A 20,210-nucleotide genomic window follows, 5' to 3' on the forward strand; every position below is an offset into this window, starting at 1 on the left:
TCGGGCTTTTTTTCGTATCGGTGGGGCCAGGATTACTTCTTGGCGCGACCTTTGTACGAACCACCTTCACGGGTGTCGATCTCGATCAGGTCGTCGATTTCGATGAAATCGGCTACTTGCAGTTCGGTACCGTTGCTCAGCTTGGCAGGCTTCATCACTTTGCCCGAAGTGTCGCCGCGAGCGGAACCTTCAGTGTAGGCAACCTTACGCACGATAGTGGTCGGCAGCTCCACGGAAACCAGACGCTCTTCGAAGAAAATAGCTTCGCAGACGTCTTCCATGCCTTCTTCGATGAACGGCAGAACGGCTTCGATATCTTCAGCGTTCAGCTCGTACATGGTGTAGTCAGTGGTGTCCATGAACGTGTAGGTGTCGCCGCTGATGAAGGACAGGGTCGCTTCCTTGCGGTCGAGGATCACGTCGTCCAGTTTGTCATCGGCGCTGTAGACGATCTCGGTCTTGTAACCGGTCAGCAGGTTCTTCAGCTTGGTCTTCATGATTGCGCTGTTACGACCAGACTTGGTGAACTCAGCTTTCTGAACCAGCCAAGGGTCGTTTTCGAGACGGATCACTGTACCGGGTTTCAGTTCTTTACCAGTTTTCATTGCATATATCCGAAATTTGGATGGGATTTACAAAAATCAAGGTGGCGTATCATATCCAACTTTCATAAAACTGTACCAGCGCCGTCGCAAGATCGGCCTGCAAGCCTTGTTCCAGACACCACTTCTGAGCGTGCTCGTTCACCTCGGTCCAGTGTTCCAGGAGCATTTTCCAGGCCTGCGCCATATCGCCGTCGGTGTTCCAGGCTTGCCAAAGCGCGATGACAGCCGCTTTGGCGGCCGGCGACAGTGCGATGGTGTACAGTTCCAGAAAGGCATCGAGCTTGTCGAGGTGGATGTCTTCGTCCTGGCGATAGATATGCCATAGCAACGGCCTCCCCGCCCACTGAGCGCGCACAAAGGAGTCCTCGCCGCGCACCGCGTTGAACGCGCAACACCAGAGCAACCGGTCGTATTGCTCCTGCCGTACGAAGGCAATGATCTGCACCGTCAGCGCGCCGCGCACCTGGATGTCACCCGCCGACAAGCTGCTCACTCCCAGCCAGCGTTGCACATCCCCCAGGATGCGCCCTTCCGGCACCAGCAAATGAGTCGCGCGCCCGTCTGCCGCCAGCACATCCAGCCAGCCGGCCAGCCCGGGGTTTTCATAAGCGAACAGCGACATCAGTCGTGCATCGACCGCCGGAGCTACCCCTAGGGTTTGCAGGAATTGTCGCTGCGCGACGTCATCTAGCTGAAAAGCCTGGCGCCGCTCCAATAACCCGGCTTCACGCAACAGGCCACCGGTACCCGGGCGAAAGCCGGGAAAGAAAAAGTACTTCTGCACGCCCTTGAACTTCACCGAGGGTAAACGGTGACAGCCCACTACCCAGTCTTCAGCGCTGAGATAATCCAGGTTCATCCACAACGGCGGTTGCTCACGCTCGGCCATGCGCTCCATGTACTCCGCCGGCAGCTGGCAGGCGAACGCGGCAATCACCACATCGGCTGATTGCGCACCTGGCCATTGCGCCGGCCAGTGGCGCACTTCGACACCTTCCTGCCACTGCTGGCTCACCTGCACATCAATCTGCGGACACATGCGCTCGAAAGCCCGCAGGTCATCGACCCACAAGCGCACTTCACAGCCATGTTCCACTACCAACTGCCGGGCCAGGCGCCAGGTCACGCCGATGTCGCCGTAGTTGTCGACGACGCTGCAAAAAATATCCCAGCGGGCTTTCATTCCGGGCTCCATCGATCAAAGACTCAATTGTCCGCATAAATGCACTGATGCAGAAGGCTTGTTCGCGATTTTCTGCATAGCGCCTGTGCGACAATCGCCATCACGCCGTTACCCCTCGCCAAGAGGCCATCATGTCTGCCCGTCCGTTTTCGCTGTTCAAGCTCTGTCTCGCCATTGCTGCAGGCCTGTGGCTGGGGTTTATCGCCATTGCGCTGTCCACTTGGCTGGCCTCTCGCTACCTGTTCCCCCAAAGCCTGGCACCCGTGGCCCAGGCGGTTGAGCAGTTGGGCAAGCCGGCCGCCGCTGTGCCGGAGCCGCCGAACCGCATGTTCGAGCAATACCAGCAGAACCTGCAAAAGCAGGAGCAGCAGCAGGCCCTGGACCAGGCCCGGAACAATGCACGCAACCTGTCCAACCCCAAATGCCAGTTCTGGCTGCAACAGGACCAGAACGCCCCTAATGAAAAGTCTCGGGCCAATGTCCTGCAATTCTGCGATTGAAGATCATGAATAAACACGCCGTCCTCCAGCTGATCCTGGAAAAACTCGCCGTCGACCTCGATATCGCCCGACGTGCCGCGCAGACTGCCTACGAAACCGCGACTCACGAAGAAAACATCGCCGAAAACAAATACGACACCCTGGGGCTGGAGGCGTCTTACCTGGCGGCCGGGCAGGCCAAGCGGGTCGAGGAAATCAAGCATTCGCTGGCGCTGTGCCAGAACCTGCAGCTACGTGCTTTCGATGATCAGCGAGGTATAGAGATTGGCACACTGCTGGGCCTGGAAGACGAGGATGGTCGCCAGCAATGGCTGTTCCTGGCGCCGGACGCCGCAGGCTTGAAAGTCGCTGTGGTCGGGCAACCGGTGACCGTCATCACCCCGCGCTCGCCCCTGGGTAAAAGCCTGCTGGGCAAGTTTGAAGGGGATGAGGTAGAGATTCTGGTGGCAGGCGCCCGGCAACTTTTTACGGTTACCGAGGCCCGGTAAGCCACTCAGTGAACGGGTAATTCAACGCCGTCAAACAGCTCTTCCAACTCTTGCTTGTTGTGGCACTGGATCGCCTTGGCCATGACTTCGCGGGTCAGGTGGGGTGCGAATTTCTCGATGAAATCGCACATGAATCCGCGCAGGAAGGTGCCACGGCGGAAACCGATCTTGGTCACGCTGGACTCGAACAGTTCGCTGGCATCCAGCACCACCAGGTCTTTGTCGAGGTTGGTGTCGACCGCCATCTTGGCGACGATGCCCACACCCAGGCCCAGGCGTACATAGGTCTTGATCACGTCGGCATCGGCGGCAGTGAACACAACCTTTGGCGTAAGGCCACGGTGACTGAAGGCTTCATCAAGCTTGGAACGGCCGGTAAAGCCGAACACATAGGTCACGATCGGGTATTCAGCCAGGGCTTCCAGGGTCAGCTTCGGCAGCTTCGCCAAAGGGTGACCTTGAGGCACGACCACGCACCGATTCCAGCGGTAGCACGGCATCATTACCAGGTCGCCGAACAGTTCCAGGGCTTCGGTGGCGATGGCGAAATCGACAGTGCCGTCGGCGGCCATCTCGGCGATCTGCATCGGCGACCCCTGGTGCATGTGCAGGGCGACATCAGGGTATTGCTTGATGAAATCACGGATTACCGGCGGCAATGCATAGCGCGCCTGGGTGTGGGTGGTGGCGATCGACAGGGTGCCCTTCTTCTCGTTGGAGAATTCCTGGGCAATCTGCTTGATGCTCTCGACTTTACGCAGGATTTCGCCGGCGGTAGTGATGATGCGCTCGCCAGCCGGGGTGACGCGGGTCAGGTGCTTGCCGCTGCGGGCGAACACTTCGACGCCCAGCTCGTCTTCGAGCAGGCGGATCTGCTTGCTGATACCGGGTTGCGAGGTGTAGAGGCTTTGAGCGGTAGCGGAAACGTTGAGGTCGTGGTGCGCCACTTCCCAGATGTAGCGCAGTTGTTGAAGCTTCATATGAATCCCTCAAAGCAAATAGACGCCACGGGTATCAGCGACGGTATATAACTATATTAAAGGTTAGACGGATAAATCTAGAACTTTTTATCCTTCTCTACCGATCAACGCTCCTCACTGCGCCGATGTTGCAGCGACGGCACCAGATAGACCGGTACCGGGGACAGCTGCAATACCCGTGCAGCGGTGCGCCCAAGGGGCACGGTCACCCTGGTTGCCTGGCTGTGACTACCTACGATCAGCAAGTCGACGGAAAGTTTTCGCATCTGGTCGAGAATCACCTCGCAGGGGTCCCCCTGGATCACCCTGACCGAGCGAATCAATTGCAAGTCCTGCTCGCCCTCCCCCAACTCCTCGCGAAAGCTGTCCAGCACACGTTGTTCAATCGTCGCCATGACCGTGCTCAACCCCTGGTTCTGCCATTCACTCAGGGCCTTCTCATCAAGGTAGCTCTGTAGCACCGATTCGGCGAACAGCCCGATGGGCTCGACCACGTGGATCACGTAGAGGTCGGCCTTGAACGTCCGCGCCAGCGCCAGGGCATGTTGCATTACATACGGTGCATACAGACCCAGGTCCGTGGCGTACAGCATCGAACGAATCATAGAACCTCCTGGACTGCCAGGATGGCGGCGATTGAATGAGCTTAGCAGCTAGCTCTCGGTCTGGATTTTCAACTCATTACTGATGCCATGGGGCACATGCCCGGTGGCGACCACCTCCCTGGCTTTCTCACAATGTCCGGCCTGGTCATCGAAAAATACATCGGCGGCGAAGGCTTCCAGGAACGCGGATTTTTCCAGGCCACCGAGGAACAGCGACTCGTCCAGGCGAATATCCCATTCGCGCAACGTACGAATCACCCGTTCATGGGACGGTGCCGAACGGGCGGTGACCAGCGCCGTGCGGATCGGACAAGCGTCATCGGCAAACTCACGCTGCAACAAGTTAAGCGCTGCCAGGAAGCCCTTGAACGGGCCACCGTGCAAAGGCTGGCGCGCCGACTCGCGCTCACTGGCCTGAAAAGCGACCAACCCACCGGCCTGATAAACGCGTTCGGACTCGTCGGAAAACAACACCGCATCGCCGTCGAATGCGATGCGCAGTTCTTCACTCGATGCCCGACGTGCACCGCCCGACAGAATCGTTGCCGCCGCGAAGCCGGCGTCGAGGGCGCTGCGCACATCTTCAGCATGGGTCGAAAGAAACAGATGACAACCAAAGGCGGCCAGGTACGGATAGGGACTACGCCCTCCTACGAAGGCGGCGCGGGAAATATCCAGGTCGTAATGCTGGATCGAGTTGAACACCCGCAGACCGGTATCGGCACTGTTGCGCGACACCAGCACCACCTCGACCCGGGCACGCCCCAGGCTGGCATTAAGGCTCAGCAGTTTCTTGACCAAGGGGAAGGCGTCACCCGGCTCAAGGGTTTCTTCCTCGTGCTCGATCTGGTACTTGCGATAAGCCTCCACCCCTTCGGCCAGGTACACCTTGTGGCTGTCGCTCAGGTCGAACAGCGCCCGCGAAGAAATCGCCAGCACCAGCTTGTCACCCAATCCCTTTGCCATGGTGTCTCCCCAATCAGCGGTTGTGCCGATCCATAAAACTCAAGGCCTGGTACAGCGCCTGCATACGCGGCAGTTCGCAACCGGCCGCCCTGGCAGCGGCCAAGGGGCGAGCATAGATAGCCGCCAACTCCAACGGGCGCTTGTGCATATAGTCGTGGTACATGCTGGGCAGATAATCGTCCATGGTCTCGGTCATGGCGAACATCTGCCCCGCGTAGCTAGCGGGAATCTCATGGCCGCAGGCACGGGCGCCCTGCACCACTTCGGCCATCAGCGCCTGGATCAATTCACGGCTGGACTCGTCAGCCATCATGGCCGTGGTGCCCGTGCCCAGCAAGACCGAGAGGCCGTTATACGGCACGTTCCACACCAGTTTATGCCAGCGCGCCTGATGCACATTGGCCATGGCCTGCGACTCGATCCCGGCGTGGTGGAACAGCCCGGCACCGGCTTCGACAATTGCCTTTTGCTGCGCCTCATCATTGGCGGCCATACCGCTGTGATAACCCAGGTTGACCCGGCCCAGCGCCTGATGCTCGACCACTCCGGGTGCAGAGCGGTGTACACCGATGTAGCACAGGCCGCCCAGCAAGTGCAGCGACAAAGGCAGGTGCTCACGCAGGCTGTCCTCCACATCGAGGCCGTTTTGCAGCAGCACCACCTTGGCATCCGGTGCCGCGACCTGGACGATGGTCGGGGCCAAGTCAACGTTGCCGGTGGATTTGGTACCGACCAACAACCAGTCGCACGGTGGCATGTCGGCGGCGCGGGCATAGGCTTGTACCGGGTGCAGATGCAGGTGGCCGTGTACCGTGCTGTTGAGGTGCAGGCCATGTTCACTGACCGCTGCATATTCGCTGCGCAACAGGAAATGCACATCGAACCCGGCGCGCGCCAGCATCAATCCGTAGTAACCACCAATGGCACCGGTGCCGATGATGCCAATACGTGGCGACGGGGATGCAACTGCTGTCATGGCAAATCCTCTGGTAGGCGGGTAAGCGCTTGGGTTACGCATTCGACGAGGTCGGATGCCGTAAGACGTGTCTGTAATTGCCCAAGGAATTGACCCTCGCACACCAGGAACAACGCCGGCAAATGAAAGATCTGGTAGCGTTCGACCGCACCGCCGTTGTGCCCGGCATCGACCCAGCACACACGGTCCACCGGCAGGCGCCAGCCCGGCAACTGCTGGCGTGCCCAGCGGCAACTGGAACAACCAACACTGGTGAACACTAACAGCGAAATACCTGGCAATCCCAGCAATTGCTGGTCAATATCCAGGTCGGTCAATTCCAGTTCCTTCACTATACTGCTGCCACTGCCGTCAATTGGACGGCGCTCGGAGTCCGTGTACATGGGTCGTTTTTTACCTCACCCTGATGATGTCGCTGTCGAGTTGATCCAACGTCCCTCTCCTGCCCTGCCCCGCCAACGCCTGCACACTATCGGCCGCGGCGGCGTCGCCTGCAATTGGCCGCGGGCCTGGCGCCCGGGCACGGCAGTTGACCTGCATATCCCCTCCCTGGGGCCCAGCGCCCGTTATCCAGGCTACGTGGCCTGGTGCCGCAAAGTCGAAGACGGTTATCGCATCGGCATTTGCTTTGCCGATGAACACGCCTTATTCGGCGCGCGAATGGGTGAGCAAGTGTGCCAGATCGAACGTCATTGCCGCCTGCACGAAGACGCCGAACCCACGCCACAGCAACTTGAAGCCATGGCCCGCGATTGGGTGTCGCGCCACGCCAGCGAGTTCTCCCATGAGACGGTTATGCAGCCAGCACTGGATTAAACCGGGTTTTGCCCATTGTCGCGGGCCCGTGTAACGCGCTAAGGTTCCTCCCCCCTGCATTCAAATCATGCTGTGCCCGCCGCACGGGGATGGCTGGCGGCCGGCACCCGTGACCCTGGCGAGTAACACGATGGCTGATTTACCGATCAATGACCTTAACGTCGAATCCAATGAGACCCTGATCACACCTGATCAGCTCAAGCGCGAAATCCCCCTGAGCGACGCTGCCCTGCAGACCGTCACCAAGGGCCGCGAGGTCATCCGTGACATTCTCGACGGCACCGACCACCGCCTTTTCGTCGTGATCGGGCCCTGCTCGATCCACGACCTCAAGGCCGCCCACGAATACGCCGAGCGCCTCAAGGTGCTGGCGGCGGAAGTGTCCGACACCCTATACCTGGTGATGCGCGTTTACTTCGAAAAGCCGCGTACCACCGTCGGCTGGAAAGGCTTGATCAACGACCCCTACCTGGACGACTCGTTCAAGATCCAGGACGGTTTGCATATCGGTCGTAAATTGCTGCTGGACCTGGCCGAAATGGGCCTGCCCACTGCCACCGAAGCCCTCGACCCGATCTCCCCGCAGTACCTGCAGGACCTGATCAGCTGGTCGGCCATCGGCGCACGCACCACCGAATCCCAGACCCACCGCGAAATGGCGTCCGGGCTGTCCTCGGCCGTAGGCTTCAAGAACGGCACCGATGGCGGCCTGACCGTGGCGATCAATGCCCTGCAATCGGTCTCCAGCCCTCACCGCTTCCTGGGTATCAACCAGGAAGGTGGCGTCTCCATCGTCACCACCAAAGGTAATGCCTATGGTCATGTGGTGTTACGTGGCGGCAATGGCAAGCCCAACTATGATTCGGTCAGCGTCGCCCTGTGCGAGCAGGCGTTGAACAAGGCCAGGATCAAGCCGAACATCATGGTCGACTGCAGCCACGCCAACTCCAACAAAGATCCGGCGTTGCAGCCGCTGGTGATGGAAAACGTCGCCAACCAGATCCTCGAAGGCAACCAGTCGATCATCGGCTTGATGGTCGAGAGCCATTTGAACTGGGGTTGTCAGGCAATTCCAAAGGATCTGGCCGACTTGCAATACGGCGTGTCGATCACCGATGCCTGCATCGACTGGGCTGCAACAGAAACCACCCTGCGCAGCATGCACGCCAAACTCAAGGACGTACTGCCCAAGCGCAAACGCAGCTGAACCACGCACTTTTCCTGAATCAGGCATACACAAAAACGCCGGGCTAAGCCCGGCGTTTTTTTGGCAACGGATCAGCTACAGCTTCGCGGCATGGCGCTGGTGACGCTCCATATACCGTTCGACATAGGAGCACGACGGGATCACCGTGTAGCCGGCCTCTTCGGCAAACCTCAGGGCTTCCTCGGTCAACGCCGCCGCAATGCCTCGCCCTCGCAGCGCGTTGGGCACGAAGGTGCGATAGATATCCAGGGTCTGCTTCCCGAGGTCCATATAGGTCAGATAGGCACGATGACCGTCCACATTGGTCTCGAACTGATGACCAGCCTGGTCATGGTGGATGGACAACGCCTCGCTCATCACTACTCCTCGCGGGTCTAAGATTGCGACCCCTACCTTACCGATGTTTTTCCGGCGAAGGAACATCTACGCCACCCCGTGCCGGTTTCGACAACGAGAAAACCGTGAGCGCTCACAACCAGCACGTAGGGAATAGTAGGCACCAAACCCGCAATTGCTCAAGGCGCACTCATCATTCCCTGCCCTGGATGGTTATAGAAAGGGCCTCGATCAACCGGTGATCGATAGCCTGAACATTGCCGGCAGTTGAACCTTGAGACGAACTGCCGCTCTTAAAGTCACCTCTAGATGGGTAAAAGATGCCAGCCGCAGTAAAGCCACACAGAACGGAAGTGCCCGCTTCGTTATATAAAATTTCATCTATTTACAAGGCTTCACACATGCGGGCCGGCCCTTTCAGCCTGGATTCAGTGCCTGTCGAGAAGGAAAAAATTGGACAGTTTTTATACAGACCTCCAAAAGATTAGCCAAAATAGATTCAGCGCAGGAATTTTTTTTGCTTCTTGCGCTACGTCAGTTTACTTACTACAAGTAATGGGTAGTATGTACGCCGGCTATTATCTCACCCTGAGACAGTAGCCATCTAATTGAAAGTCCTTGAAGGGGAACACGATGAACAACGTTCTGAAATTCTCTGCTCTGGCTCTGGCCGCAGTTCTGGCTACCGGTTGCAGCAGCGTCTCCAAAGAAACCGAAGCTCGTCTGACTGCAACGGAAGACGCAGCAGCTCGCTCTCAGGCTCGTGCAGACGAAGCCTACCGTAAAGCTGATGAAGCTCTGGCTGCTGCCCAAAAAGCACAACAGACTGCTGACGAAGCTAACGAGCGCGCCCTGCGCATGCTTGAAAAAGCAAGCCGCAAGTAATAATCCTTCGGGATTGTTATCAAGCCGATCCATGTTTGGATCGGCTTTTTTATTGCCTCGAAATGTGGGATGTTCGCTCAGGCTTATTGTTGAAGGTCAACCGGAGCGCTGGCGGCTACCGATGCTGCGCCGGGTACGCCGATTTCAGTCGGCAAACCATCCTCCGCCGCAACCACGTCACGCACCTGGTCCCAGTTCACCCGCAGGTTATTGGCCAGGTCCTCACGCTTGAGCAAGGCGTTGATGACTGCCGTGTGCTTGTCGACCACGGAAGGGGTGCCGTCATCGTTCAACGGTGTATGGGCCTCAAGGTAGACCTTGCCGCCACTGCTGCCGAACTTGTAGGCATCGTTGATGATGCGCACCGACGTGCCCACCGGCACCATGCCGGCCATCTCCAATACATTGTTATTGAACATGCGGAAGCAACCGTGACTGGTGCGCGTGCCGATGCCAAACTTCATGTTGGAGCCGTGGATCAGATAACCCGGCGTGCCGAGGGTGAACTTGAACGGCCCCAGCGGGTTATCCGGGCCGGCAGGCACCACGTTGGGCAACGGGTCACCATTGGCCGCGTGCTCGGCCTTGATCGAGGCCGGTGGCGTCCAGGTCGGGTTTGGCGTCTTGGCGATGATACTGGTATGGGCGATCGGCGAGCCCCAGCCTTCCCGGCCAATGCCCAGCGGGAAGGTGTAGACGACGTCCTGGCCCTTTGGGTAGTAGTAGAGTCGGTATTCCGCCAGGTTGATCACGATGCCTTCCCGTGGCCCGGGCGGCAGGATAAAGCGTGTCGGCAGCACAATCTCGGTCCCCGCGCCCGGCAACCAGGCATCGACGCCCGGGTTGGCCGCGACCATTTCCGAATAGCCCAGGTCATAGGTGGTGCCCAGGTCGGCGAAGGTGTCTTCGTACTTGGCCTTGATCACCTGGACCTGGCCGACAATGTCCTCGCCTGGAGGCGGCAAAGGCAACTGCAAGGCTGCCGCCGAACCGGCCGCACAGAGCGCAGCGAGAGACAGGCAGCAGGTGACGACGGAAAGGCGCGACAACATCCGAAAAATCCTTCGCAAGACGACGGGTAGGTAAAAAATGATTGTATACGGCTTCGCGGCAGCAAGCTTCAAGCTGTTTTTATAGCTCGAAACGCAGCTCCGGCCAGATCGGCGGCGTACCACGCTTTTGCGATTCGAGGATCGCCCGGCACAAGGGGCACAGGCGTTGGTCCTGGAAAATCGAGCGATTCACCGAGGACCAGCGTGGTTGCGCCGGCAGTAAAGTGCCGCAAAGCGTGCGATCGATCGAACCGCCCAACTCCAATTGACGCGCCACCAGATGCACCCGCACTTCCTGGCAGGCGAACAGATCCAGCTGCTCGTCCGGCTCGATCAGTTGGTAGTTAAACAGGGACCAGGCAGGGCGCGACATCGAGGGCTCCAGATCAGGGGGGCGCCACCTTAGCCGAAAGCCTGCCGGTAGAAAAGCGTCATAGCAGCGGTTTTAGCGTCGGCCAGACATTTTCCAGTAGCTTGTCCTGGGCGGCGACTGCCGGGTGCAGTTGATCCGCCTGCATCAGTTCCGGATGGCCACCCACGCCTTCGAGGAAAAACGGTACCAGTGGAATGTTTTTTTCCTTGGCCAGCGCACCATAGACTTCGGCAAATGCGGTGGTGTATCGCGGCCCGTAATTGGGTGGTAACTGCATGCCCAACAGCAGCACCTTGGCGCCGCCGGCCTTGGACTGATCAATCATCGACGCAAGATTTTGTTTCAATTGCGCTGGCGGTTGCCCACGCAAGCCGTCATTCCCCCCAAGCTCGATAACCACCACGTCGGGCTTATGCTCTGCAAGCGCCGCGGGCAGCCGCGCCAGGCCTCCTGCACTGGTGTCGCCGCTGATGGACGCATTGACGACCTTATCGTCGAAACCCTCCTTCTTGAGGCGTTGCTCCAGCAGTGCAACCCACCCTTTGCGGGTATCCAGGCCGAAACCGGCACTGATACTATCGCCAACGATCAGGACTGTACCCGCCGCTGCGTTCTGGGCCATGCACATCAAGGCCAGGCCAGCACTCAAAAACCACATTCGCATCGGATTCTCCATGGGCGCAAGCATTCTCACCGCGCGGAACCTTAGCAAAGTGGTTCCCAGCGCGGAAGGTGAACTGACTATCCTGCACGAACTGAGCCTGGAACTGAACAAGGGCGATAGCCTGGCTATCGTCGGCAGCTCCGGTTCCGGTAAATCCACCCTGCTGGGCCTGCTGGCCGGCCTCGACCTGCCCAGCAGCGGCGAAGTCACCCTGGCCGGGCAAGCCCTGAGCACCCTCGACGAAGACCAGCGTGCGCGCATCCGTGCCGAGCATGTGGGGTTCGTATTCCAATCCTTCCAATTGCTCGACAGCCTCAACGCGCTGGAAAACGTGATGCTGCCGCTGGAACTCGACGGGCGCAAGGACGCCCGCGAGCGTGCCAGGCACCTGCTGGAGCGCGTGGGCCTGGGCCAGCGCCTGACCCACTCGCCACGCCAACTGTCCGGTGGCGAGCAGCAACGGGTCGCCATTGCCCGCGCGTTTGCCGCCGAACCGGACGTGCTGTTTGCCGACGAACCCACCGGCAACCTCGACAGCCATACCGGCGAGCGCATCAGCGACCTGCTGTTCGAACTCAATAAAGAGAGCGGCACGACCCTGGTACTCGTCACCCATGACGAGCGCCTGGCCCACCGTTGCCGACGCCTGATCCGTCTTGAAGCCGGCCAGATGGTCGCGCCCCTGGAGCCTTGATGGCACGCTTGCCGCTGTTGCGCCTGTTCAGCCTTGCCATGCGCCAATTACTGCGCGATGCCCGCGCAGGCGAACTGCGCGTGTTGTTCTTTGCCCTGCTGGTGGCCGTGGCTGCCAGCACCGCCATCGGCTATTTCGGCGCTCGTCTCAACGGCGCCATGCTGCTGCGCGCCACCGAGTTTCTCGGCGCCGACCTGGTACTCGAAGGCAGCTCGCCGGCCCGCCCCGAGCAAATCAGGTCCGGGACCGAATTGGGCCTGGATCACGCCCGCATCGTCGAGTTCTCCAGTGTTATCGCCACGGACAACGGCATCCAGCTCTCCAGCATCAAGGCGGTCAACGAGCAGTACCCATTGCGCGGGGAGCTGAAAAGCAGCGCCGAGCCCTTTGGCACTGAAAGCCCTGGCGGCGGCCCCAAGCCTGGCGAAGCCTGGGTGGAGGCAAGGCTGTTGACGGCGCTGGACCTCAAGATCGGCGACAGCATCGATGTCGGCATGAAGACCCTACGCCTGGCACGCATCCTGACCTATGAACCCGACCGTGCCGGCAACTTCTACAGCCTCACGCCCAGGGTGATGATCAACCTGGCAGACCTGGACGCCACCGGCGTGGTCCAGCCGGGCAGCCGCGTGAGCTACCGCGAACTGTGGCGCGCCCCACAAGGCAGCGCCGCACTGCAAACCTATCGCGACCTGGTCAAGCCGGGCCTCGCTGCCAACCAGCGCCTGCAGGACTCCCGTGACGGCAACCAGCAGATCGGCGGCGCCTTGGGCAAGGCCGAGCGCTACCTGAACATGGCCAGCCTGGTGGCGGTGCTGCTGGCCGGTGTGGCCGTGGCGCTGTCGGCCAACCGTTTCGCCAGTCGACGTTTCGATGCCAGTGCGTTGTTGCGCTGCCTGGGGTTATCGCGACGAGAAGCCATGGTGCTGTTCAGCCTGCAGCTGAGCGTACTGGGCCTGCTGGCGAGCCTGGTCGGCGCCCTGCTTGGCTGGCTGGCGCAATTCGGCCTGTTCTATTTCCTCCATGACCTGCTGCCAGCCGACGTGCCACCAGGTGGGTTGCTGCCAGCCGTCGCCGGGATCGGCACCGGGCTGGTCGCCCTCGCCGGCTTCGCCCTCCCCCCCTTGGCCGCACTGGGTCGCGTACCGCCGCTGCGGGTATTGCGTCGCGATCTGCTGCCGATCCCCTCGAGCACCTGGATGGTCTACGGCGCGGCACTGTTCGCGCTGGGCCTGATCATGTGGCGCCTGAGCCTGGACCTGGTATTGACCTTCGCCCTGCTGGGCGGCGGTGTAGTGGCTGCATTGATCCTGGGCGGCTTGCTGCTGTTGCTGCTCAAAAGCCTGCGACGGTTGTTGGCCCGCGCCTCCTTGCCTTGGCGCCTGGGCCTGGGCCAATTGCTGCGTCACCCGCTGGCGGCGGCAGGCCAGTCCCTGGCGTTTGGCCTGATCCTGTTGTCCATGGGGTTGATCGCACTGTTGCGCGGCGAGCTGCTCGACACCTGGCAAAACCAGCTGCCCAAGGATGCGCCCAACTACTTCGCACTGAATATCCTGCCCGCCGACAAGGAGGCCTTTGGTGCTCGCCTGCTGGACGTACAGGCACAAGCGGCGCCACTGTATCCGGTGGTACCAGGGCGCTTGATCAGCATCAACGGCGAACCTGTGCAGGAGATTGTCAGCAAGGACTCCAGCGGCGACCGTGCCATTCAGCGCGACCTGAGCCTGACCTGGGCTGCCGACTTACCGCCGGGCAATGCCCTGACGGCAGGCGCCTGGTGGTCGGCGCAACCGAGCGATGAGATTCCAGGCGTGTCGGTGGAAGCCAAGGTAGCCGAGAGCCTGAAACTCAAGCTCAACGACCATCTGTTGTTCACCATCGGCGGGGAAAATCGCGAGGCACGGGTCACCAGCCTGAGAACCATCAACTGGGATAACTTCCAGCCTAACTTCTTCATGATCTTCCAACCGGGCACCTTGAAGGATTTACCCGCGACCTACCTGACCAGCTTCTACTTGGCGCCCGGCCATGACCAACAGATCGTCGATCTGTCACGGGCTTTCCCGGCCGTGACCATCCTGCAGGTAGAGGCCCTGCTGGAGCAGTTACGCAGTATCCTGGCCCAAGTGACCCTGGCAGTGGAATACGTGCTGCTGTTTGTGCTGGCGGCAGGCATGGCGGTGTTGTTCTCCGGCCTGCAGGCCACCCTGGACGAACGCATCCGCCAAGGCGCACTGCTACGAGCACTGGGTGCCGAGCGTAAGTTGCTGGTCAAGGCCCGGCGTATTGAATTCGGCCTGCTGGGCGCCGTCAGCGGCCTGCTGGCAGCACTGGGGACGGAACTGGTGACCTGGGTGCTGTACCGCTACGCCTTTGACCTGGCCTGGCATCCCCACCCGTGGTTGTTACTGCTCCCCGTGATCGGGGCGGCGCTGATTGGCGCTGCCGGGGTATTCGGGACACGCAGGGCCCTGAATGCCAGCCCGCTGACGGTATTGCGCGAAGGTTGAGGCATGAGGGCTCGTACTCTGCCCGGAGCGCGGGCCTTCATGCTGGCTTCACGTACTCAATCTTGGTGATCCACCAACACACCTCGCCGCCGGGTGTCTGTACGATTGCCTCGTCGTCGACTTCCTTGCGCAACAGGGCCCGCGCCATGGGTGAATCAATGGAGATGTAATCCATCCGCTCGTAAATTTCGTCATAACCGACGATGCGAAAGCGCTTGGTCTCACCCTGGTCGTTTTCGATTTCGACCCAGGCGCCGAAAAACACCTTTCCCTCCTGCTCGGGCATGTACTCCACTACGCGCATATCTTCCAGGCGTTTACGCAGGTAGCGCACCCGTCGATCGATCTCACGCAGCAGTTTCTTGTTGTACTGGTAATCCGCGTTTTCGCTGCGATCTCCCAGGGAAGCCGCCCACGTCACTTTGCGAGTGGTGTCCGGACGCTTTTCACGCCATAGGTAATCCAACTCTTTTTTAAGCGCTTCATGACCTTCTTTGGTAATCAGCTTGGTACTCAAACGCTTGCATCCCCAAACAGTGTCCACTGGTGCCGACACGCCAGGACCTCATGACCTGGCGCCGGCTGGCTGGGCGTGATGATAAATGAACCCTGGAAAGTATCCAGGCCGACGGGCTCATTGGTTCACCCCTGCCCCTCCAGGACCTGGTCCAGTTCAAGCAGCGTACCCTGCATCCGCTGGCGCATGCCCGAAAGCTGCAACATCATCATCGCCAGTTTTTCGGCCTTCTTGCTGACCTCAAGCCCTTGGTCCTGCAGCTGTGTATGGCGCAGCTCCAACTCACGGCTCTTTTCGTCCAATTGGCTTTGCTGCTGCTGAAGACGTGCCTGCCACTGTTCGAGCATCGCTTCCTTCTCGAGGACTGCACATTTTTTTTGCGTCAGCTCCTGAGCGACCTTGGCCAGATTGCTCAACGCGCTGTCCATCTCGAGCAAAGAGGTGTGTTCCAGTTGAGCAGGCGGTTGGGGTGGCTCGGGTTCGTACGCCTCGAACGAAGTGTCGTTTTGTTCAAATGGGACAGGCGATATGCTGATCTCTTCCTGTACCTCCGATATGGCCACCAATGACTGGGCCGGCTCTTCTAGAGCGAACTCCTCCTGGGCCAATTCCGCCCGGACCAATTCCTCTTGGGCCGACGCTTCAATGGGTTCTTCATCCACAGACTGCGACGCGGCCTTCGGTGAGCGCGGGTTCCGAGGGGGGGCAACCATTTGCGATGAAAAGCGAATCGACGGCACGATCACCGTATTGCTTTCGATCGCAGGCAACGCCGGGGCCGACATACCCAAAGTGATCACCTTCATCACCAGTGCCTTCTTGATGATCACCGAGTGATGATCCTCTGGCCTGGCAGGCGGCAACCGACAGCCTTTCAGATCGATGAAATGAAAGGGAACCTTGGCGTCTGCAATCGGGCTGGTCTTCGAGCCTGTCGCAGCTGCCAGCATCAGGATCTGTTTGAAGACCTGCATCGCTGCCTGCAGGTCTTCTTTCGAATCAACCCCCCCCAGAAAATAGCGTTCAAGCTTTTTACGCAACTCCGCAATATAGACCCTGGAGTGGCCAGGCTCGGCCTCTTCATCCAGGCTATACACAAGAAAGTTTGATTCTGTTTGGGCGACAGCAAACGCACACAGCAGCGCGCCGTTAACAGGCTTGTCTTCATCATTACGTTCAAGAACAAGGGTACGTAGAAGCATCATGGTCATCAGGCCTCATTACAAAAAAGAAAACTTTATATAAACATCAGATAAACATCCGAGCATTAATAAGTCTTCATCACGAAAACAATTGTTTCAGTGCATGAACGGGCCGAACGTAGGATTCTTCTTATTAATACTCTATCGCGTTCCCAAGCACAGCCATTGAACGTACCCTTTTTAAAGCTCACTTACACACCGCCGGCGCCCCCTCATACGCCCTGCCAAACTTATTCGGTAAACAGATGATCGAGATAAGCAACCTGACAAGATACCTGGGCAGAAAACAAATAATCAGCAACTTCTCATTCAGCGCCCAGGTTCAGGAATGTGTGGGCGTATTTGGCGAGAGCGGCGCGGGCAAGACAACACTCTTGAGTTTGATCGCCGGTGCGATCAAACCGACCTCCGGGCAAATAAATATCCAAGGTTTCAATACCCAGACCCACTCACTTCAAGCAAGAAAGGCGATCGGCTACCAACCTCAGGGTGGCCTGAGCCACCCTCAGATGACCGTCAAGAACCTGCTCAATTTCATTGCTGCCATTCGAGGCTTCAGGGGGGCGGAAAAACGCAGCCAGGTGGGTATGGCAGCCGCGCGGCTGGAGCTGCTGCCGGTGCTCAATTGTCCCGTCGACCTACTGTCTCTTGGCGTCAAGCGCAGAGTTGCGATTGCCCAGGCCATCCTGCACTCCCCCAGCGTGCTTCTGCTCGACGAGCCCACGGAGGGACTATGTCCAGCTCAACGACTCAAGTTCAGGGGGCTGATCCAGTCGCTGACCGAAGACATGACGGTCATCATTGCCTCTCGCCATTATGGCGAGCTCGCAGACATCTGCACCCGAGCATTGGTCATCGCCAATGGCAGGCTGATGGCTGACGCATCGCTATCGGAATTGCAACGTAGCTCCCGGCATTTCCGGGCCGTAACCCTGGCCGCAGATTCGCCGCTCGACCTGCTGGCCATGGCGGTAATACCTGGCGTTGCGGGAATAGAAGAGGATCGGGATACACCGGGTACGGTGACCGTCCTGGCCATGCCTGGACACTCTATTTTCCCCTCGATCAACGCGCTCATCGCTCACCGCGGCTGGAACATAACGTCACTGAATCTGGAGCCAGGTCGACTAGACGATGTCGTTCATCATCTGAGCCAGGAGGCTTCATCTTGAGACAGCTGCCCATCGTATTCAAACGCCAACTCGCCAGCTATGCCTCTTCACCCAGTACCTACCTGAGTGTGGCGGTTTTCCTGGTGCTGTGTGCCGCACTGGGGCTGCATGCCAACCATTGGATGGAGCGTAACAGTAGCGACTTGCAGGCTTTCTTCGAGTTGCACCCGTGGCTCTATCTACTATTGATACCCATTTTGTCGACACAACTGTGGGCAGATGAACGCGACACCAGTTTTGCCAACACCATGAACACTTTACCCGTCACCACGGTGGAACGGGTGATCGGTAAGTTCATGGCTGCCTGGGTCGTATGCGGCATTGCCTTGCTACTGAATTTCCCATTGGTGATCGCCGTCAACTACTTGGGCATGGCCGATAACATAGCGATAACGTCACAATTTCTGGCCAGTTGGTTATTGGCAGGCAGTTATCTTTCCGTTGGCTGCTTCGTGTGTGCACTTGCGCACCAACGCCTTGCCATTCTCCTACTGACGCTGGGCATGCTGCTGACCGTCAGTGGACTTTCCTCAATACTGGACGCACTTGAACATCAGGCACCGCTTTGGGTCGTCGACAGTTTGATATCCCTTGATCCTATTTTCCGCTTCAGCACAATGGACAGCGGTAAGCTGACACTGCATGACAGCCTGTATTTTATAAGCATGATCCTTGCTTTTCTTTCTGCGACAACCATCACACTCAATTACAAACACAGCTGAGAAGGAAAGCCACTGATGCGTTCCGCTCTGCGTGCCGGCATGACATTGATCATCACATTGTTGCTTTTCCTGGCCTTCAATTTGGTCTGGCTACCCAAGTTACCGGATATTCGCTGGGACTTCTCACAACAAAAAATCCATACTTTATCGCCAGCGACAAGGCAACTGCTCACAACACTTGAAAGCCCGGTGGACTTATATTATTTCAATTCGAAGGTCCCTCAAAAAAGCCATGCATTGAAACGTTATAGCCAGCGTGTGGAAGACCTGCTCAAGGCGTTCGAAAAAGCGGCCAATAACAAGATCAGCCTGCACATCATTAACCCCGCCCCGTTTTCTGAAGATGCCTATAAAGCCAGCTTGTTTGGCCTCGACGACACCCGCGGGTTCATTGGCCTCATCGGCACACGTGCCGGCCAAGGCGCACAACGCATTGAAACGTTCAACCCCGACACTGAGTCGTTGCTCGAGTATGAAATCAGCCATCTGATCTATAAGTTAATGTACCCCGAACGTCCCACTGTCGGCCTGTTGTCGGGGTTGCCCTTGGCTGCACCTGCCGCAAACTTATTGGAGCAAATGCGCACGCACTTCAATCTGGTAGAGCTGGCACCGACCCTCACTCAAGTGCCGGCGTCGCTAGGCACATTGATGGTGGTACAGCCGTATGCCTTACCGGAGAAGGCTCTGTATGCGATTGAACAATCTGTATTGAGGGGCACCAAACTGATGGTTTTTATCGACCCTGTGAGCGAGATCGGGGCCAACGCCGGCTCGGCAAATGTCCGGTTGAATGCACTGCTCACCGCTTGGGGCATACAGATGCCCGCAGACAAGCTGCTGGTGGACAACCTGTATGCTTCGTCGGCCAAGCCTGGCCCTGGGATGCCCACGGTATTGCACCCGGCGAGGCTCCAACTTCCACGTCGGGCAATGGCCGCAGACGATGTCAGCACCTGGAAATTGAACTCCGTGACCGTGTCGAGCAGCGGCGCACTCTCCCGTGCCGCAAAGAGCAATACCGTCTTCACCCCGCTGCTACAAAGTTCACCACAGTCCTCATTATTGGACGCGGCGCGGTTTGCATCGTCGACGGCGTTCGACGCCCTCGTTGAGGAAGCCTCCACGTCGGGGCAGCGCCATGTGATCGCCGCTCGCCTTGAAGGGCCCGCCTATTCGGCATTTCCCGACGGTTTAAAGGGGCAGCCGCCCGGCTTGCAAAAGGCGAAACACATCCAACTAGTGGTCGTAGCCGACACCGACCTGCTGTCGGACACTGTCAGCAATGCCCACCCCAACAACAACGCGCTGTTTGTATTGAACACACTGGATAACCTGGCGGCTCCCGAAGCGCTCCGGCGCATTCGAGCCCGCGTCATGACGCAACCCCTGCACAGGCTGGAGCCTATGCGCGAAGCCGCCGCACAGGCTTATCGGCAAAGCGCAGGTGAGTTGGAGCGACGACTTGAGCACACCGAACACGCCTGGCAACGGCTGAATCCACCAGCAACAAGTCTTGGCACCCAGGCGGTGGACACCAATACCCAGTTGCAGGCTCTCAACAAGGAACGCCTGCGCCTGCCCATTGAGTTGCATACGCTGAAGGTCCAGGCCTATGCGTCGCTGCATCGATTCGAACACACATTGAAATGGCTGATGGTCGCCCCGATGCCACTCTTGTTGTGCCTGACTGCCTGGGTGCTTTTTCTATACCAACGGCGACGGCAAACAGCCGCGATGACGGCCGCCTGCTGAGC

23 protein-coding genes are annotated in these 20,210 nt (G+C 58.8%); 10 read left to right on the forward strand and 13 right to left on the reverse strand.

Annotation, left to right across the window (positions count from 1 at the left end; genetic code table 11):
• Positions 1-32 precede the first annotated feature (32 nt).
• On the reverse strand, positions 33-605 hold the full coding sequence (locus tag BLU48_RS16805; protein ID WP_003172723.1) for an elongation factor P: 573 nt from the start codon (positions 603-605) through the stop codon (positions 33-35).
• Between the two features lie 49 nt (positions 606-654).
• The gene (gene earP / locus BLU48_RS16810; RefSeq protein ID WP_057022183.1) at positions 655-1,788 is read right to left on the reverse strand and encodes an elongation factor P maturation arginine rhamnosyltransferase EarP; all 1,134 of its coding nucleotides are present in this window, start codon (positions 1,786-1,788) and stop codon (positions 655-657) included.
• Positions 1,789-1,919: 131 nt separating this feature from the next.
• Between earP and BLU48_RS16815 the strand changes: the two genes are divergently transcribed.
• Positions 1,920-2,288, forward strand: a complete 369-nt coding sequence (locus tag BLU48_RS16815; protein WP_057022182.1) for a hypothetical protein — start codon at positions 1,920-1,922, stop codon at positions 2,286-2,288.
• Between the two features lie 5 nt (positions 2,289-2,293).
• Complete coding sequence (locus BLU48_RS16820) at positions 2,294-2,776, forward strand: GreA/GreB family elongation factor (protein WP_057022243.1); 483 nt, start codon at positions 2,294-2,296, stop codon at positions 2,774-2,776.
• 5 nt (positions 2,777-2,781) lie between these two features.
• On the opposite strand, the gene cysB is transcribed toward BLU48_RS16820, so the two are convergent.
• The 5 genes from cysB to BLU48_RS16845 form a co-directional block, all read right to left on the reverse strand.
• Positions 2,782-3,756 (reverse strand): HTH-type transcriptional regulator CysB, encoded by a 975-nt coding sequence (gene cysB / locus BLU48_RS16825; RefSeq protein ID WP_003189876.1) that lies wholly within the window; start codon positions 3,754-3,756, stop codon positions 2,782-2,784.
• 104 nt (positions 3,757-3,860) lie between these two features.
• Positions 3,861-4,361, reverse strand: coding sequence for a universal stress protein (locus tag BLU48_RS16830; protein ID WP_057022181.1), 501 nt, complete (start codon positions 4,359-4,361; stop codon positions 3,861-3,863).
• Positions 4,362-4,409: 48 nt separating this feature from the next.
• Complete coding sequence (locus tag BLU48_RS16835; protein WP_057022180.1) at positions 4,410-5,327, reverse strand: 5'-nucleotidase; 918 nt, start codon at positions 5,325-5,327, stop codon at positions 4,410-4,412.
• Positions 5,328-5,340: 13 nt separating this feature from the next.
• Complete coding sequence (locus tag BLU48_RS16840; RefSeq protein WP_057022179.1) at positions 5,341-6,303, reverse strand: putative 2-dehydropantoate 2-reductase; 963 nt, start codon at positions 6,301-6,303, stop codon at positions 5,341-5,343.
• Positions 6,300-6,686 (reverse strand): YbbN family protein, encoded by a 387-nt coding sequence (locus BLU48_RS16845; RefSeq protein ID WP_057022178.1) that lies wholly within the window; start codon positions 6,684-6,686, stop codon positions 6,300-6,302. The genes BLU48_RS16840 and BLU48_RS16845 overlap by 4 nt, the downstream gene beginning before the upstream one ends.
• Here BLU48_RS16845 and BLU48_RS16850 point away from each other — a divergent pair.
• Together BLU48_RS16850 and BLU48_RS16855 are read left to right on the forward strand one after the other, a co-directional pair.
• A complete protein-coding gene (locus BLU48_RS16850) occupies positions 6,685-7,119 on the forward strand; it encodes a PilZ domain-containing protein (RefSeq protein WP_057022177.1) in 435 nt (144 codons plus the stop codon). The genes BLU48_RS16845 and BLU48_RS16850 overlap by 2 nt on opposite strands.
• A 130-nt stretch (positions 7,120-7,249) precedes the next feature.
• Positions 7,250-8,326 carry a 3-deoxy-7-phosphoheptulonate synthase gene (locus BLU48_RS16855; protein ID WP_046071584.1) on the forward strand — a complete coding sequence of 359 codons (1,077 nt, stop codon included), beginning with the start codon at positions 7,250-7,252 and terminating at the stop codon, positions 8,324-8,326.
• Between the two features lie 75 nt (positions 8,327-8,401).
• Here the strand turns inward: BLU48_RS16855 and BLU48_RS16860 are convergent, their stop codons facing one another.
• Positions 8,402-8,683, reverse strand: a complete 282-nt coding sequence (locus BLU48_RS16860) for a GNAT family N-acetyltransferase (protein WP_057022176.1) — start codon at positions 8,681-8,683, stop codon at positions 8,402-8,404.
• A gap of 612 nt (positions 8,684-9,295) precedes the next feature.
• Between BLU48_RS16860 and oprI the strand changes: the two genes are divergently transcribed.
• Complete coding sequence (oprI, locus tag BLU48_RS16865) at positions 9,296-9,547, forward strand: outer membrane lipoprotei OprI (RefSeq protein WP_003172710.1); 252 nt, start codon at positions 9,296-9,298, stop codon at positions 9,545-9,547.
• 83 nt (positions 9,548-9,630) lie between these two features.
• Here oprI and BLU48_RS16870 read toward each other — a convergent pair whose 3' ends face one another.
• From BLU48_RS16870 to BLU48_RS16880, 3 genes are all read right to left on the reverse strand, one after another.
• Positions 9,631-10,599: a L,D-transpeptidase family protein gene (locus BLU48_RS16870; protein WP_057022175.1), complete on the reverse strand. Its 969-nt coding sequence runs from the start codon at positions 10,597-10,599 to the stop codon at positions 9,631-9,633.
• A gap of 79 nt (positions 10,600-10,678) precedes the next feature.
• On the reverse strand, positions 10,679-10,972 hold the full coding sequence (locus BLU48_RS16875) for a hypothetical protein (protein ID WP_003189866.1): 294 nt from the start codon (positions 10,970-10,972) through the stop codon (positions 10,679-10,681).
• 58 nt (positions 10,973-11,030) lie between these two features.
• Positions 11,031-11,636: an arylesterase gene (locus BLU48_RS16880; RefSeq protein WP_046071581.1), complete on the reverse strand. Its 606-nt coding sequence runs from the start codon at positions 11,634-11,636 to the stop codon at positions 11,031-11,033.
• Between the two features lie 10 nt (positions 11,637-11,646).
• On the opposite strand from BLU48_RS16880, the gene BLU48_RS16885 reads away from it, so the two are divergent.
• The gene (locus BLU48_RS16885) at positions 11,647-12,330 is read left to right on the forward strand and encodes an ABC transporter ATP-binding protein (RefSeq protein WP_057022174.1); all 684 of its coding nucleotides are present in this window, start codon (positions 11,647-11,649) and stop codon (positions 12,328-12,330) included.
• Positions 12,330-14,840, forward strand: a complete 2,511-nt coding sequence (locus tag BLU48_RS16890; protein WP_057022173.1) for an ABC transporter permease — start codon at positions 12,330-12,332, stop codon at positions 14,838-14,840. Before BLU48_RS16885 ends, BLU48_RS16890 begins: the two co-directional genes overlap by 1 nt.
• A 37-nt stretch (positions 14,841-14,877) precedes the next feature.
• Here BLU48_RS16890 and greB read toward each other — a convergent pair whose 3' ends face one another.
• Positions 14,878-15,357, reverse strand: coding sequence for a transcription elongation factor GreB (gene greB / locus BLU48_RS16895; protein WP_043050793.1), 480 nt, complete (start codon positions 15,355-15,357; stop codon positions 14,878-14,880).
• A 125-nt stretch (positions 15,358-15,482) separates the two neighbouring features.
• A complete protein-coding gene (locus tag BLU48_RS16900; RefSeq protein WP_057022242.1) occupies positions 15,483-16,562 on the reverse strand; it encodes a hypothetical protein in 1,080 nt (359 codons plus the stop codon).
• A gap of 242 nt (positions 16,563-16,804) precedes the next feature.
• Here BLU48_RS16900 and BLU48_RS16905 point away from each other — a divergent pair, with 242 nt between their 5' ends.
• From BLU48_RS16905 to BLU48_RS16915, 3 genes are read left to right on the forward strand one after another with little or no spacing between them, the layout of a single operon-like run.
• On the forward strand, positions 16,805-17,731 hold the full coding sequence (locus tag BLU48_RS16905) for an ABC transporter ATP-binding protein (protein WP_057022172.1): 927 nt from the start codon (positions 16,805-16,807) through the stop codon (positions 17,729-17,731).
• Positions 17,728-18,453 carry an ABC-2 transporter permease gene (locus BLU48_RS16910; RefSeq protein ID WP_057022171.1) on the forward strand — a complete coding sequence of 242 codons (726 nt, stop codon included), beginning with the start codon at positions 17,728-17,730 and terminating at the stop codon, positions 18,451-18,453. The genes BLU48_RS16905 and BLU48_RS16910 overlap by 4 nt, the downstream gene beginning before the upstream one ends.
• A 15-nt stretch (positions 18,454-18,468) precedes the next feature.
• Positions 18,469-20,208 carry a Gldg family protein gene (locus tag BLU48_RS16915; RefSeq protein WP_057022170.1) on the forward strand — a complete coding sequence of 580 codons (1,740 nt, stop codon included), beginning with the start codon at positions 18,469-18,471 and terminating at the stop codon, positions 20,206-20,208.
• Positions 20,209-20,210: the final 2 nt, after the last annotated feature.

Source organism: Pseudomonas synxantha, from assembly GCF_900105675.1.
Lineage (GTDB): Bacteria > Pseudomonadota > Gammaproteobacteria > Pseudomonadales > Pseudomonadaceae > Aquipseudomonas > Aquipseudomonas synxantha.